Below are 16122 nucleotides of genomic sequence, written 5' to 3' on the forward strand. Positions count from 1 at the left end.
TTTTGGCTTATAAAAATAAACCAAGTACTTTACAAGGGGGAGATTAGAATGTACGAGATTTATGACATGAAAACACTGTTGCAAATCATCTTCAAGTATACGAAGAAAAATGCCAAAATCCTTGCCGACGAATATCTGCTCAAAGATGTATCTATTATATCAAAATGGAGAAATAACGTGATATATCCCAAAAATGACGATATTCTTAAAATTGTAGAATTTGTCAACAACGAAACCACTTCTTCCCAAAAAGAATTGATAAGGGATAATATTGAGGAATTACTCAAAAAAGCACCGATTAAAAGCAAGATTAGAGATATTATTTTAAATACCGAAGATTTCAACGAGTTTCTAAAAGAAGCCATAAGCGTGGCAATGCCCGAAGACGACGAAGAAAAAAGTATGGGCGTAGTAAAAAAAGAGCATACGGCCGAAAAAAAAGAAACTTATTCCGGCACTGTTAAGCTTGATTTTGTTCTTCCCGAAGGAACCGATATCAACCTTCAAAAGCTGGCAAACGGTCCGGGAATAAAATTTAATGGAGTATTAAACCTTGCCCCCAAAAAGCAAGCATTAAAAGTTGCAAACTTTTTCAAGAGCAGTACTGCTTTGGCTGTCTTTCTAGTATGGATAATTTCAGGCACAATAATAATTGCCTTTTCCGTAGGTATGGCTAAAAGCAGCTCGGATGCTTCTCAATCAAAAGATGGAATTTTGTACGGCGAATCCGTTACAGGAGAGGAAGATTCGGATATCTTAGATACAGAAGACTTAAGCGGATACAATACACCGGTTGAGGACGAAAAAGCAGATGTTCCCTCTCCCATTCCCGAGCCTTCGCCTGTTCTTGAGGTACAACAGGCCGATGCCCAAGATACAGCCGTTCAGGAAGAAAACGAGCAAAAAGAAGCTGTTGTAAGCAACAATGAATCAAACAATACGGATAAAAATTACGAGCAAAATACATCATCAAGCAATATAAACAATAGCTATGAAGAAAACACAACAAACAATATAAGCAAAGGCTATGAGCAAAATATAACAACCAACACGCAAATCAACAGTTGGAGCAATTTGAATATTCAAATCAATGGAGATAATACGAATGTGATATTAGGAGAACAAAACGCTGTAAGCATTGAAACCGAATAATTTTAAGAAAATAATACCGGTGATACATATGACGAGTATGATAAAAAAGTTCACAGTTTGGACTATGTTTCTGACTTTTGCAATATGCTTCTGTTTTGTATACAGCAGCCATAAAGTTATTGCCAAAGATATTCGTCTTACTGCCAAAAGCCTTAATATAGAAAATGCCCGTCCGGAAAATATAAACGGAGTTATATATCTCCCGTTAAGAAGCATCTTTGAATCTCTTGGTTGGGAAGTCAGCTGGAACGATCAATCAAAGACTATCCTGTGTACGAACGAAAACCGGGTTATTCGTTTCAAAGCAGGCAGTACAAAGGTTGATATTGATGGCAGGCATTATATTATGGACGAGCCTTTAAGGATTTTAAAGGACAAAAGCTACATACCCCAAAGGTTTATTACCGAGGAGTTTGGCCTCAAAGTCAGATGGGATAAAAAAGACAATATAATTATTACTTCGGACAACGATACAACAGGCATTGCAGTAAGCGGCAGCGGTAACATTGTTATATTGGGAGACAGCTTGATTGTAAACATCTTCGAGCCATATAGCATTCATACCGTCAGCGATATGATAAGTTATTCGGACAGGCTTCTTGCCTCAAACAATGAAGAAGAGGCCGTGCGCAAGTACAAGGAAATTTTAGACAATATCTCGGAGGAGGAGAATCCGGATATTTATGCTCATGTAATGAACAATCTTGCGAATGCATACAGCAAGCTTTCCGGTTCCAAGGATTCAAAAAACAATATCCTTAGTGCAATCGGTTTTTATCACAAAGCTTTGAATTATTACAGAAATAATAATGATGCAAATTACAGTTTAACGCTTAATAACCTTGGAAGTGCTTACAGGATTTTGTCGGATGTCACCGGCAACAACATGTTCCTTTTAAATGCGTTAATCTGTTACAATGAAGCACTGCAGTATTATACCCTTCCCCAGCATTATATGGACTATGCTCTAATTCAATATAACTTGGGGAAAACTTATTATGATTTGGGAATACCCGAACTGTCCAAAGAGTATCTTACAGATGCAAAGGACGTATTTTCAAAGGCACTTGATATATATTCTTTGGACACGGAGCCTTTCCATTATGCAACTGTTCAGTTTCACCTGGGCATAATCAATAACCTTCTTGACATATTATGCCCCTTTGAAGAAGGTGTCACGGTTCGGGCAAACAACTTTGAGGAGACGGATATAAAAGAAATAGACAATTTTAAAGAGGCATTAAAGGTATGGACTGCCGAAAGCTATCCTTTAAATTATGCAAAGGCACATGAGCACATGGGAGAAATCTATACCAAATACTATGAGAAATTCGGCAATGTTGAGTATTTAATCATGGCAGAAAAAGAATACGAGGAGGCTATTGAGTTTTACTCAATAGAACGTCATCCGTTCCTTTATGCCGTGGCAAATTACAAGCTTGGCAACTTGAAACTGCTCTTTGCAAAACTTTACAATAGTGACAAGTATATTTTCGAAGCCGGATTGGCATATGAAAACAGTCTTAAGGTATTTGACCCGGCAGATTATCCAAAGTATCACTCTGAGGCTCTCTTGGCGGCTAGAAAACTGGAAGACTTAAAATAAACGAAATATATCAGAAGGAAGCTGATGAACAGAAATGAATACAAAAAAATTAATTTTACTGCTGGAAACTTTTTTCATATACCTGGCACTCGTAATTTCCGTACGAGCTGTTACGGCGTCAAGCGAATATAATGTGAAAATAAACGGGCAGCCTGTACAGTTTACCATGGCACCTATGGTCGACAACGGAAACTTGTTGTTGCCACTTAGGGAAATATACGAGATTTTCGGTTTCAATGTACAATGGGACGATGCCACTAAAACGGCTTCATGTGTAAAAGCCGGCAGAAAAGTTTTAATTAATCCGGGCAGCAAGACAGCCCAGATTGATTATGAAATATTGACCCTTTCCGCGCCTTCATTGATTGTTAACGGAAGGATATATGTAACTTCCGAGTTAATCTGCAAAGGCTTGGATGTCAATGTAATTCTTAAGGAAGATGAAAAAACCGTTTACTTTACAAGTAAAAACGGGTCAGTGGTTTCCGTATCCGGCGATGATAATTTTCTTGTTACAGGAAGCAACGTAATTGTAAGTGTGGTCAAGAGGTGTAATAAAGGGAATTATAAAAATGAAATCAATGCTGCCGACAATCTTCTGGAAAATCACAATTATTTAGGCTCAATAAAGAGCTATGAACAGATTCTTAAAAATATTTCAAGTGAAAAAAATCCCGAAGAGTATGCTCATACAATGAATAATATGGCCAACGCCTATATTTACTTGTCTTTTCTCATCAATAAAGAGGAAAATGTTTTAAAGGCAATATCCATTTTTGAAGAAGTATTGGCAAACATAAAAGATGTGAAATATTCTTCGTATATAGCCGACGCGTACAAGGGCATGGCAAGGGCTTATTCCACTTATGCAAATGTAAGGGATCTTGAAATCAACACCCAAAAGGCCTTAAATGCAATGGATAAAGCCTTGAAATTGTACGACAAAGAAAAAAATCCTCACGACTACGCATATACTCATGTTTACAAGGCATTTTCCCATTATACGTTGGCTAACGTGAAGGAGCCTGCGGAAAACCTCGCATTAGCCCTAAAATCTTGTGAAGAGGCACTAGGCATATTCAGTCCCGAATCAAATCCTGATGGCTATAAAGATGCAAAAGAAATTCAAGGTATTATTTATTTGCGTCTTTCCATCAGCTTTAATAGCAGGCAATACCTTGATATGTCTTATAAGGCGTTTCAGGATGTCTTAAGATGCATAGATGCAAAGAGCGATCCTAATAAATATGCACGGATTCAATGCTATATCGGAGTTGTTTATCAAAGTTTTATGTCGTTTGATCCCTCAAAAGAATTCTTTGAGAATGGCGTTGCTGCTTTTGAGGAGTCTCTGAAATTCTGCGACCCTGATACATCCCCGACAAGTTATGCGTATGTAGAATTACGTTTTGCAATATTACATCTTCAAATGGCCCAGTTCTCAAGTGATGTAAAAATTGCCGGCAAGGCTATTGAGGCAATAAACGAAGCTGCAAAGGTATATACCATAGATCAATATCCGTTGCTTTATGCAAACCTTCAATATTACTTGGGAGATTGCTACAGGATTATTGCAAATATAAAAGGCGGAGAAGAATATTATGTCAAGGCGATAAAATCCTTTGAAAATGTTTTTAAGATTTTTACACTGGAATCATACCCCGAGGATTATGCCTCTACAAATATTGAGCTGGGAAAAGCATATTTGGAGATGAGTGATTATAGCAATCCCGAAGACAACCTAAGCAAAGCTGTCGCATGCTTTAATAAAGCATTGATGGTATATGAACCGGAAAATGAGCCCGTTTACTTTTTATATACGCAGGCGCATCTTGGAGCTGCACAAGTAAAGCTTGCCGAATTGAATATTATTGAGCCTTCTGAAAATATAGACAGGGCTATCGAGGTATGCGAAACTGCTCTAAAAATATTTACCTTTGAGAATGCACCGAAATATTTTGCAATTGTAAAGACAATTCTTGGTGATGCCTATTTTGCTAAAGGCACTATCGAGAATTCTGAGGAAAACATATTAAAAAGCATAGACTCATACAAGGATGCTCTAAAATTCTATTCTCCCGATGCAATTCCGGCATCCTATGCCGATGTCCACATAAAGCTCGGCGATGCCTATAATTCTTTGGCCAGGCTGCAAAACGCAAACGAGAATAAAAAACTGGCAGCGGCATGCTATGATGAAGCTATGAAGTTTTATACAGCCAAAGATTCTCCAGAAAAATATAAAATGATATCGAATAAAAAACAATAAATGCTTCAGAAGATTAACAGCATCCAACTTACCCAAGCATTTTCAAAATATACTTTAAAAAATGAATTTTTTCTGTTAAAATCTACTGTAAGAGGTGATTTATTGATATGAACATAATCGAAGACAGTAGATATGCTAATGAAGCCCTGTTTACCAAGAAGAACCTGGTGTATATGCTGGAAGCTGAAGAATTTCAAATAATGTTTAAAGGGTATTTTTCAGTTTCCGAGCCGGAGGAGCGATATATAAAATTCAAGCATGGTAATAAATTGGTCAATCTCTATTTTTACGATATCAATGATAATAATATTGAAGATTTGGAAATGGAATATATAGATTGGTATCTAAATAAAATAGAGAAAATAAATTTAGATTTGGCTCCTAAATTGGAATCGGTGAATATAAACGGTTACCGGGCAGATAAAGCTGTCATAGAAATTAAAAAAGAGAAGACGGAGATTTATTTTATAGAAGTAAACGAAAAGCTGGTAATATTTCAAACATGGTTTGACCGAAATATGCTTCCGGAAGAAAAAGAAGATATATACATGATTATAAACAGTTTTGTTGAAAAAGACAAAGCAAGTGTTTATCAACAAACCTTCGAGCATTATAATACACCGCAGTATATTGACAGTCTGGCAGCTAATTTTAAGTCTGCAAACAAAATTTGGGATATATTTACTTGTGTATATTTTGTAATATCAATAGGTGTTGCAGGGTTTACAGATATATATTTAAAACAAGATATTCTACTGAAAAACAAAGAATATATGATGTTTAAAAGCCCAGTTCCCAATATGTTTTTTGAATTGGTACTGTTTATTTTCATATCGGCTGCTATATTCGGAATAATTGTAAAAAAGATAATTGCTAAATTTTCTGCGGAATTTATATTTAATTTGTCAAAAATAAATAAAAATTATGCCTCATATAGAAGTAAAGGTATAAAGGGAGAAATATTTGCGCTGATTATATGTTTGCCGCTATTGATTTTTTCCTTTACCACATATACCTACATAGACAACGAATATATATATGATGCCGGCTTTTTTGATATAAAGGCAATTCCGAAGTATGATCTAAGTTACATAAAAAGAATAGAAAATAGACTCATATATTATAAAAGCGATAAGGAATTAAATTACTATATTCAGATAGAACTGGAAAACGGTAAGAAATTTACGGAAAACAATTATTTGACCTCTATATATTTAGATTCGAAAGACAAAGAATGGGTAACCGAGTCCCGTACATCAAAAGAGATAAAACTAAAGAACAAAGAAAAAGTCAAAAAGCTGTATTATTTGGTTGAAAAGGTTAAGAGTGCTAATGAAAATGTTGAAATCCAAAAAGGCGTGGAAGACTCTGTTACTGCTGAAGTAATAGAAGCAGCAAAAAGGGAGCTGGAAATATCAAAAGACGAAGAGAAATATTTGACCATGTACGGTATATCCGATGAGTGATAGAGTATAAAACTTCCATTCTACATCTCTCTAGAACACTATAAAGTCCATATAGAAATTACTTATTGATAAAAATATCGTATTATCAAAATCTTTCAATCAAAAACATAGGGACTGCCCTCTATGTTTTTGATTGAATAACCACCCTATTTCATTTTAATCATTCGAAATCTCTCTGTGCGAATTGTTAATAATTAAAAATATTTTTAATATATTCGTTACGGAGGTTCCTATAAATATAAAAATCCGAATCGATAGATATTATTTCTTTAATATTATCCAACTCAGAAACTAAAATTAAACTTGCATCCGCGAAATCCATAGGTATATCAGAATTTTTCTTTACCTTAAATAATTTTAAATGTCCGTGTTTAAATCATTACTTTTGTATTCTAAATCTTTTTTCTTGCCAATATACTGAAGTAGCTTAAGATGATTGAGTAAATGTCTTTTTCTTTCTTATTTGCATTCATGGTTCTTGGGTCTTCAAGAACCCCTTCAATTATGAATCCTGCCTCAATCAGTTTATTAAATATATCACTTAGAGAATGTCTGAATTCTCCTATACCCTCCCCTATAGTCATGTTTTCATTGCCATTTTCATCAATTTTAATCTCACCGCATATATACGGCTCTGCAATTCGGTATCCGATTCCGTCCCAGCCATTTTTCCCTCCTTCAAACCACACGGGATATGTAGACGGATTGCAATGATTTACCGAATATATACCATTGTTTTTTAAAACTCTGTATGCCTCGGAATAAACCTTTTCGATATCCGGCACAAAGCAAAGTGAGACAGGTTGATAGACAATATCAAAATAACTATTCTCCAATAAGCTTAAATCTCTCATGTCGGAATTAATTGTTTTGATTTCGTATCCGTAATACAGTGCTGCCTTTTCATCCAATTCCAGTTGGCTTATGGAAATATCGCAAACTGTTACATCTGCACCCAAGAGGCTGAATACTACGGATTGTTGACCGCCGCCCGCTGCAAGACATAGGACTTTTTTGCCCTCTACATCCCTAAACAGCTTTTTGGGATATATCCAATTAATTTCATCCGGTAAAGATTCTATATTTCCGTTGATATAATTTTTGAGCAGCTCAGCATCCAAATCAAACCATATTTTACTATATTACTTGTTGTTTTCCTGCGGGGAATCATTCCATTTCTTTATACTCATCTCGCTATATTTATCTAAAATGTTCAAGAATAACACCTCGCTCTATTGGAAATTTGCTAATATATTATTTTAAAATCTTTTTCTTTTATAAGCCTGTCAATCAAATCTTCACACTTAAAAGACTCGTATCTTTGCTCAATGTCATATTCGCCAACATAAAATACATTAACATTTCCTTTAAAAGCTGCTTTCATAATTTCAATCATATCGTCTTTGTCGGTTAGTATATTATCCTTGTACATTTTATACACTAACGACGATGTTGTCAGTTGATAAGGCTCTTTTCTTCCGTGGTGCTTTAAAATATAATCATTTACGCTTATTACCTGAGGCCTTATCCTCATATCATCACTTATTAAAATATACCGTCCCATAGGAATTCTTGTAAGTACAATTATGCAGATAAGAATTAATTCCTCTGCAAGACTGTCCCCCTCACTTTTCTGTGTCCTGGCATATCGAAAGAAAGCACCGAACAACTCTCTATTCCCCGGATTTGTACTTTTAAGCTTGCCGGACATATGCCTGTCCATGTTCTCAACAATCTCATTTACCTTTGCCTTGTATCTGCATACTTCTTTAATAGCATATCCCAACAGTCTGTTGGCTTCCTCGGTGCTAATATTCAAAGCTTCTTTTAAACAATCATAAATTAGTTCCTCATCAAAAAGGGCAATTTTAAAGCCACTGTCGTTAAGTTCCTTGAAATATTGGATTTGAGCCGAATGTAGCTCAAAGGAGTTCGCAGTGAGTTCCATTAATACTGTCCTGGTCACAAATATTATATCAGCCTTGCTTTTCAAATAATTAATAATGGTCTGCCTGTTAGCAGAATTTGAATGATGTAAAATAGAACACGTATCATAGAAAAAGTATTGATGTGCCTTGGTAAAAGCATCAACCACTTCCTCTTTTTTATCTATCAGATAATCTTCGAAGGAGCTGAAGTTTAAAGGAACTTCTTGATACTTTTTTGCCATACTACGTCTTTTTCCTTATATCAAAATATATTTTTTCTATACCTTCAATAATCCGGTTATAATTGTACTCAGACAAAAGTTGCTTCTCTACCAAATCAGCTCCCTCTGTTTTCAGCATTTTCAATACAAATGGCATTTCGTCTTTATAAGTCGGTTCAAGTATATCCCGATCCAGCCATAAAGAATCAAACAACTCTTTAATTTGATCGTCACCATACTCCAGCATTTTTTTGACATCTTCAGTATTATCCAATATCTTAAGCTCGTAAAGGCGTATTAAAACCGCAACAAAAGGAGAACTGAAATAATTCATCAGTTTTGCAACTATTTCCTCAATGTCGTTATTATCAGCCTTATACAAGTCATACATTTTTCTAAACTCTACTTCCGGCATCAGCAAATTTGCCGCAAAAAGGTTTGCCTTACCCTCATTTTCATTGGAAGGATAATCATTATTGAAATGAACTTCCCTTTTCTCATTTATGTATTCCGGTACTCCACTTAGAATATGGTATATGTCGTGGCAAAAAGAAAAGTACATTTTGCTCCTTGGTTGACTTGAATTCAGCAGCAAATATTTACTGTAGCCTGTATCTAAAAAAACAGCTCCAAAGTCACTGTCAATCAGTGGAACTTGAAAAATTAGCACATCCAATTTATCTGCAATTTCTTTCATTATCTTTGGAATGCCTCCGTCCCACCTGACTCTGTCATGGAAAACTTTAAGGGTTTCTTTCACACTGTCGGCATATACCCTGTTTTTGACAATAATCTCTTTAAATCTGTTAAAATCCATAATCCGAAACCTCTACAGCATCTCTTTCTAATTTCTTGCGAATTCCCATAATCGCATCCATATAATCCAATAAATCAAAAACCTGATTGGCCAGCTTTTCCTTGTTTTCATCCACAGCTCCCATATAAAATGCTATTGAAGCCGAGTCTTTATAATCGGGAGTTGATAAATCCAGTTTTTCCCCAAGGAAATATTTTATGTCTTTATCCAAAGCATTGGATATGGAATGCATGTCTTCATAGGTAACTGGCTGGGCACTGTTAAGAATTCGCGACAACTTATTCTTTTCAATTCCGGCACGTTTGGATATAAATGCCTGTTTGATTCCATAATGGTCAATATACTTATTTAGGTTTTGTATGAATAAATTCTGCACAGAATTAGCCATTTCACTCCCTCCTTGAATATATTGTATCATATTTTGATACTGTTATGTAATTCTCACAAAATAATTAAATTTAATTACTCTATTATTTCAAAACTTATTTGTATTTATATCACAACGCAATATACTCGTGTATTTTCAATCAAATCCAATTACAGCTTAAACCGTTCCGTTAATTATACTTCATTAAAACTGCAAAACTTCTCCATTCCAAAAAAGACATATATACTTCTCCTTTACCTTCTTTCCGGTGAGCATCTCCAGCGCCCTGGCATAATAAAGAATCTGCACCTTGTATCTTTCGTAAATCGTCTCAACATTCCCCGGAGCCACATAATCGGTCTTGTAATCCACCAGCACAATGCCGTCCGGCTCTTCAAAATAGCAGTCGACAACCCCCTGAAGAAGAAGTGTCTCACCGTGACAGTCCTCATCTTCCATATCCCTGTACAGTTCATGGCACGGTATCTCAATATTAAACGGCACCTCACGGTTTATGCTTTTTGAGGCCAGCATCCTCTTTCCAAGAGGAGAACTCAGAAAACGCCGGATTCTATCTGCATCCACACTCTGTGCCTGCTGTGGTGTCAACAAATCTCTTGCCACCATTTCTTCAATCTGGGCTTCAATATCCTCCCTATCGTAATCCAAGTGCTGCATGACAAAGTGGAGTATTGTTCCCTTCTCGGCATAGCTTAGGCCCTTCTTCTCCTCCAGAAACATCGGCTTCTTTACCAAGGTCGGCAGGTACTCCGGAAAAGCCATTGCATCTTCCGAAACCATCTCGTTATAACGCCTTTTCAGCTCCGTCACCGAAACCTTTGCGGGCACTTTGGAAGCTTTAATGTAAGGATAACTCCAGCTTAGCCTTCTTGCTGTTTCTTCTGCATATTCCGAAGGCTCTCCTTCCTCCTCCAGGCTGTCCAGCCACTTCACAAATTCACTTTCTTCCTGCTCTTCTAAAATCTTCCCGCTTTGTACATCGCCTTTGCTCCATATCTTTATGCTCCACACCGAAGGGTCATCAATGAGCTGACCTCGAAAATCGGCACTTCCCATACAGTCCCGAAGTCCGCTGCAGCTTTTGTGCCTCAAAATCGCAGGTCCAATCCAATCAAGGTAATTGGCAGCTTTCAGCATATCATAGACAGGAAGCTTGCTCTCTTGGACAGATGCGCAATCGAGCCACTTTTCCACAGTTTTGGATACATCCCTGACAGCACCGGTGATAATAAGCTTTTCGCGGGCTCTCGTCAAGGCAACATAAAGTATCCTCATTTCCTCCGAAAGGGTTTCGGCTTTAATTTTTTCCCTTATAGCCTGTTTTGCCATCGACGGCCATGACAGCCTCAGCTTGTAGTCCACCACATCCGGACCAAAACCCAGTTCATGATGCAAAAGGATGCTCTTGTTCATATCCTGAAGGTTAAATTTCTTTCCGCAGCCGGCAACAATCACCACCGGAAACTCCAATCCCTTGCTTTTGTGGATGCTCATGATACGCACCACATTGTCATTCTCACTTAAGATTTTTGCGCTTCCCATATCGCCCCTGCTGCTTTTTAATTTATCAATAAAGTTTATAAAATTGAACAATCCTTTATAGCTGGTTTCTTCAAATTGCCGGGCCCGCTCATACAATATTCTAAGGTTTGCCTGCCGCTGCTCCCCTGCAGGCATGGCTCCGACAATGCTGTAATAACCGGTGTCGTTGTAAAGCTGCCACAACAACCGGTCATTGGACATATACAGCGACATTTCCCTCCATTTCTGAAGGTTCTCAAGAAATGCCGAAGCTTTTCTTGCCGCATCTGTCTGACCGCTTTCCGCCAGTTTCTTTAATGCATCAAACAAAAGCACTCTTTTGTCAGCAATCCTCAATTCCGCCAGCTCATCGGTGCTAAATCCGACAATCGGAGAACGCAGCACCGAAAGCAAGGGAATATCCTGCAAAGGGTTGTCAATAATCTGCAGAAGGGAAAGCATTACCTGGACTTCCACTGTTTTAAAAAATCCCGTTCCGGTATCGGCAAAAACCGGTATTCCCATCACGGACAGTTCATCAGCAAAAACCTCCGCCCAGTTCCTTGTGGTTCTAAGAAGTATTACAATATCCCGGTATTCAACCCTGCGATACTCATTTTTTGCCTTGTCAAAAACGCAAAAATGCCTCCCATTTTCATCCGGCTTCGTCAGCTCAAGGATTCTTCTGCCCACCAGCCTTGCTTCACACTGAATATTGTCCAGCATTTCCTCATCCTCTTCTCCGCCCTCATCTTGCTGTCCTTCCTCACCTTCATTTTCACCTGCAGAAATATAATCTACCCCATCCGTCTGAATCAGATGAAGCTCCGCTTCTCCACCAACCGTAATATCTTTTCTTTCGTTTTCATCAAACACCGCTCCGGCATTTAAAGCTTCGGTATCGGTGTAGTCCAGCTCCCCCACACCAACCGACATAATTTGTTTGAACAGAAAATTGATAGCATCAACTACTTCCCTGCGGCTTCTGAAATTCTTAAAAAGGAGTATTTTCCTCGATGGATTTCCCTTGTCCAGCAAATACGTGTTGTATTTGTCCAGAAACAACTCGGGCCTTGCCTGTCTAAAGCGGTAAATGCTCTGCTTGACATCCCCGACCATAAACACTCTGGGGCTTTTATCATCACCTTTGGATATCATATTGATGATAGTCTCCTGTACCAGGTTGCTGTCTTGGTATTCATCCACCAAAATCTCCTCAAACCTCTCCCTGTATAAAATGGCCGTTTTGGAAGGCAGTATACTTCCGTCTTCCTGTTTCTCCGTCAGAATTTCCAGGCAAAAATGCTCCAGATCATTAAAATCCACCACAGATTTTCGGCTCTTCTTTTTTGCATATTTTCCCGCAAGCTGCTCCACCAGGCTTGCCAAACATTTCATCTTAGGATACAAGACTTTCATATCATTGATAATCTCATTCGAAACAGATGTAACCACTTTTTCCCGAAGCCTTTTTATGCTTTGCTTTACATCATCCCGGATTTTCTTTACAATTTCCTGTTTATCCTTGTCAACCCCTTTGCCGCAACGGGGCAGTACTGCAAACTCAATGCCTTGAAGCGCATTAAAAGTCCTGTCCCATTGCATATCGCTGTCTTCATTTAACAGCTTCAGCATGGCCTCAATATTGGCCAAATCCTCCATGTATACAGCTTGGTATTTCTCCAGTCCCAAAGCATCTTTCAATATCTCCAGCGCCCGGGATACCATTTCCTTCAAGCCTTCAAGTTCAGTCTTTACCGATTGCAAAAGTACCCTGCCCCAAAGAGTCTTCCCAAAATCCGTTCCTTCGGGGACATTCATGCACTCCGTCATTTTTTCCAGCCATTCTCCAGGCCATGGACTGCTTTGGATAAAGTTATACAGATTCAGCACCATATCCTGAAGCTCTTTATCGTACCTGTTGCCGCCATAACATTCCAAAAGTTCAAAAAAATCCGCATTTTCATTCTCATACTGCTCTTCAAACACTTCATTCAAGGCTTCCAATTTCATAAGCTGGCTTTCGGTTTCATCGGCAATCCGAAAACCCGGGTCTATGTTGATTTGCTGAAAATTGCTGCGTATTACTTCCAGGCAAAAGGAATGGATGGTGGTAATACTTGCTTTCCCCAGCAGCGTAAGTTGTCTTTGAATATTGGCCGAGCCGGGATTCTCCTCCAATTTCTCGGAGATAGCCTCTCCAATCCTTTCCCTCATTTCGGTGGCGGCTGCATTGGTAAAGGTAACCACCAACAGCCTGTCAATGTCTACAGGTTTTTCTTCATCGGTGATTTTCCGAATAATCCTCTCCACCAACACAGCAGTTTTTCCGGCACCTGCCGCCGCAGCAACCAAGAGATTCTTTTCATTTCCGGTAATGGCTTCCCTTTGTTCGTCGGTCCAAATGGTCTTTCCACTCATTTTATATCCACCTTTACTAAAAATGCATTACTTCTCTTCCTCCTGTGCCATAAGACTCCATACTTCATCATCCTTTTTGTCGTAAAGATTTCTGAAAGAGTTTTCCTTCATCGTAGTGTCAAACTGGCACACAGGCAGGAAACTACAATACTTGCAGGACGTAGTCCCCTTCTTTTTATATGGCTTTATGGGCACATTTCCCTTCATAATCTCGCCGCACAAATCCTTCAAAAGTTTTCTTACATATTTGCGAAGCTGTTTAAACTGCTCCATCGTGGCTATAGAAGAATTCTTTCCGAGCCCTCCGTCTTTATTGACAGTGGCAGGTATAATCATAGAAGCTCCTTCAATGTTTCTATCCATTTCCCTTATCAGTTTCACATCCGCCAAAAGAAGGCCTCTCATTTTGAGCTGTCTCATAATGGCTTTTTCAATCTCTTCCTCAGTCATTTTGCCGCTTCCTCTGATAATGGGGTCGTCAATCTTAAAATACAGCATGCCTCCGGGGATTATCGGATTATCCTCATTCATTTCACCGTTTTCCCATAGAGCATCCAAATAGGTAATCAATTGAATCTGAAGACCGTAAAATACATCCGACAATTTAAAGTCCTTGCTTCCCGATTTATAATCAACTATTCTCAAATAAGTGCCGTCTTCGGTTTTTAAGGCATCCACCCTATCAATCCTTCCAGTGAGCCGGATTTTCTCACCCGTATCAAGCTCAATCACAATTGGCGGATACTTTTCTTTTTCCCCAAAGCCAACTTCATATCCCACCGGCTCAAAGCTGCTCCTTCGAATGTGCTCGGCAATAAGCCAGACCGCTCTTGCCACTACACGCTTGAGCCTTACGACAAGGGCCATGTATCTTCTTGAGGCTGCAATACCCGACCCTTGCATTTTCTCGAGCATTTCATCCACAATTTCGGAAACCTTTTCATTGCACCATTCACGGTCAAATTCTCTCCAGGAAATATTCCCTTTGGAAACAATCTTTGAAAATTCTTCAATGACAGCATGCATGAAAGTGCCAACGTCCGGCGGACGCAAAGAGTATACTTGCCTTTCTTTTGCGCAAAGCCCATACTGCACGTAAAAAGCAAAGGGACAGGCAGTGTATTTTTCCAGCCTGGATACACTGGAAACCGCCGGTTCTCCGTAAAGTGCTGCAATTTTATCACGACTTATCGGCTGGGCCAAATTTTTATATTCGAAAGCTAATCGTATTGCCTGACACTTCCGATTCCATTCATCCTGCGCAGCAAACCAGCGGTACGCTTCCTGCCAGATAGGCTGTATTTCTTTTCCGTCCGCTTTTTGGCGCAAAGCCGATACCATAGACTTAAATGCAGGGCTATTTCCGGATAAAAGCTCCATTTCTTCCGATACAGAATTGGATGGAAGAATATTGCTTGTCTCTGTGATGTTCGGAAACAGTTTGCGAAGCCGTGATATAACCAAGGAAGGCCGCAAAGTTCTTCCTTCATGGTCTGCGATAGACCAACTGATTCTTAAATAACTTCCGGCAATGGTCAATGCCCTGTATACCAAATACTGTCCGTCAAAGGCCTGAGTTCTTGCATCGCTGGAAAGTTCAATTCCCGCATTTCTAAGCACGGCCCTGTCCTGATCCGAAAGAATGCCTTCTTCTGTTACCGCAGGGGGAAATACGCCGTCATTGGCCCCCAATATATAAAGGGCTTTGATTTCGTGGCTTCTGGAACGATCCAAGCTTGCTACAAGCACCTGGTCTAAAGACGCAGGAATTAATCCGATTTTACATTCTCCAAATCCTATTTCAAGTATATTGGCAAACCTCTCAATTCCAAAGGTTTCATCTCCCATGACCTCCACTGTTTGGTCAAAAACATCCATCACTGCATTCCAAACCTGGGAATACTCATTGGCAAGGTTTAGATTACCGCTTTTTCTGAATTTCTCAACAGCATCTTCAATTTTTTCGGGAATCCCAAGAGTGCAAAGGAAGTCATAAAGGCTTGCGCAGAAGTCTGAGGCTTTCTTTTTGCCTTTGGTTTTCTTCCTGAATTCCATCAGCGGTGCCAAAACCTGCGCTCTGATATGGTTTATGTCTTCAAGCAGTTCCCCTACTTCTTCACGGCTTTTTTCGTTTGGAATCAGCCCGGGAACCATTCTCCATTCTTTTTCTTCAGTCCAGCGGCTGCCCCGGATACCGCAGGCTAAGACATAGTTCTCCAAGCTGTCTATGCTCTTTTGGTCTATGCCGGTCAGACCGGTTTTGAGATAGCGGAACACTGCTTCATACGACCAGTTTTCAATGAAAATATCCAGCATGGACATAATCAACCGCA

The 16122-nt window shown here is 38.9% G+C and carries 10 protein-coding genes; 4 read left to right on the top strand and 6 right to left on the bottom strand.

Going from position 1 to position 16122, the window contains the following annotated elements:
* Window positions 1-48: 48 nt before the first annotated feature.
* The 4 genes from PLH43_RS04870 to PLH43_RS04885 all read left to right on the top strand — a co-directional run bounded on the left by PLH43_RS04870 (window position 49) and on the right by PLH43_RS04885 (window position 6493).
* A complete protein-coding gene (locus PLH43_RS04870) occupies window positions 49-1152 on the top strand; it encodes a hypothetical protein (protein WP_324360668.1) in 1104 nt (367 codons plus the stop codon).
* A 28-nt stretch (window positions 1153-1180) separates the two neighbouring features.
* Window positions 1181-2758, top strand: coding sequence for a stalk domain-containing protein (locus PLH43_RS04875; RefSeq protein WP_324360670.1), 1578 nt, complete (start codon window positions 1181-1183; stop codon window positions 2756-2758).
* A 34-nt stretch (window positions 2759-2792) separates the two neighbouring features.
* Window positions 2793-5027 carry a stalk domain-containing protein gene (locus PLH43_RS04880; protein ID WP_324360672.1) on the top strand — a complete coding sequence of 745 codons (2235 nt, stop codon included), beginning with the start codon at window positions 2793-2795 and terminating at the stop codon, window positions 5025-5027.
* 107 nt (window positions 5028-5134) lie between these two features.
* A complete protein-coding gene (locus PLH43_RS04885; RefSeq protein WP_324360674.1) occupies window positions 5135-6493 on the top strand; it encodes a hypothetical protein in 1359 nt (452 codons plus the stop codon).
* A gap of 392 nt (window positions 6494-6885) precedes the next feature.
* On the opposite strand, the gene PLH43_RS04890 is transcribed toward PLH43_RS04885, so the two are convergent.
* From PLH43_RS04890 to PLH43_RS04915, 6 genes are all read right to left on the bottom strand, one after another.
* Window positions 6886-7614, bottom strand: coding sequence for a class I SAM-dependent methyltransferase (locus PLH43_RS04890; protein WP_324360676.1), 729 nt, complete (start codon window positions 7612-7614; stop codon window positions 6886-6888).
* Between the two features lie 125 nt (window positions 7615-7739).
* Entirely contained in the window at window positions 7740-8663 is a 924-nt protein-coding gene (locus PLH43_RS04895) for a transposase (RefSeq protein ID WP_324360677.1), read from the bottom strand.
* A 1-nt stretch (window position 8664) separates the two neighbouring features.
* Window positions 8665-9459 carry an ImmA/IrrE family metallo-endopeptidase gene (locus PLH43_RS04900; protein WP_324360679.1) on the bottom strand — a complete coding sequence of 265 codons (795 nt, stop codon included), beginning with the start codon at window positions 9457-9459 and terminating at the stop codon, window positions 8665-8667.
* The gene (locus tag PLH43_RS04905; RefSeq protein ID WP_324360680.1) at window positions 9449-9847 is read right to left on the bottom strand and encodes a helix-turn-helix transcriptional regulator; all 399 of its coding nucleotides are present in this window, start codon (window positions 9845-9847) and stop codon (window positions 9449-9451) included. Before PLH43_RS04905 ends, PLH43_RS04900 begins: the two co-directional genes overlap by 11 nt.
* A gap of 183 nt (window positions 9848-10030) precedes the next feature.
* Complete coding sequence (gene addA, locus PLH43_RS04910) at window positions 10031-13789, bottom strand: helicase-exonuclease AddAB subunit AddA (protein WP_324360682.1); 3759 nt, start codon at window positions 13787-13789, stop codon at window positions 10031-10033.
* Between the two features lie 27 nt (window positions 13790-13816).
* Window positions 13817-16122: PD-(D/E)XK nuclease family protein (locus PLH43_RS04915; protein WP_324360684.1), on the bottom strand; the 2306-nt coding region annotated here is incomplete at its 5' end.

It is taken from the genome of Acetivibrio sp., assembly GCF_035371925.1.
GTDB lineage: Bacteria > Bacillota > Clostridia > Acetivibrionales > Acetivibrionaceae > Hungateiclostridium.

What these genes read in the sequence shown, in the direction of transcription:
- PLH43_RS04895 (WP_324360677.1), bottom strand. Translation starts at nt 8,663, where the DNA reads ATGGCAAAAAAGTATCAAGAAGTTCCTTTAAACTTCAGCTCCTTCGAA.
- PLH43_RS04875 (WP_324360670.1), top strand. Translation starts at nt 1,181, where the DNA reads ATGACGAGTATGATAAAAAAGTTCACAGTTTGGACTATGTTTCTGACT.
- PLH43_RS04900 (WP_324360679.1), bottom strand. Translation starts at nt 9,459, where the DNA reads ATGGATTTTAACAGATTTAAAGAGATTATTGTCAAAAACAGGGTATAT.
- PLH43_RS04885 (WP_324360674.1), top strand. Translation starts at nt 5,135, where the DNA reads ATGAACATAATCGAAGACAGTAGATATGCTAATGAAGCCCTGTTTACC.
- PLH43_RS04870 (WP_324360668.1), top strand. Translation starts at nt 49, where the DNA reads ATGTACGAGATTTATGACATGAAAACACTGTTGCAAATCATCTTCAAG.
- PLH43_RS04880 (WP_324360672.1), top strand. Translation starts at nt 2,793, where the DNA reads ATGAATACAAAAAAATTAATTTTACTGCTGGAAACTTTTTTCATATAC.
- addA (WP_324360682.1), bottom strand. Translation starts at nt 13,789, where the DNA reads ATGAGTGGAAAGACCATTTGGACCGACGAACAAAGGGAAGCCATTACC.
- PLH43_RS04905 (WP_324360680.1), bottom strand. Translation starts at nt 9,847, where the DNA reads ATGGCTAATTCTGTGCAGAATTTATTCATACAAAACCTAAATAAGTAT.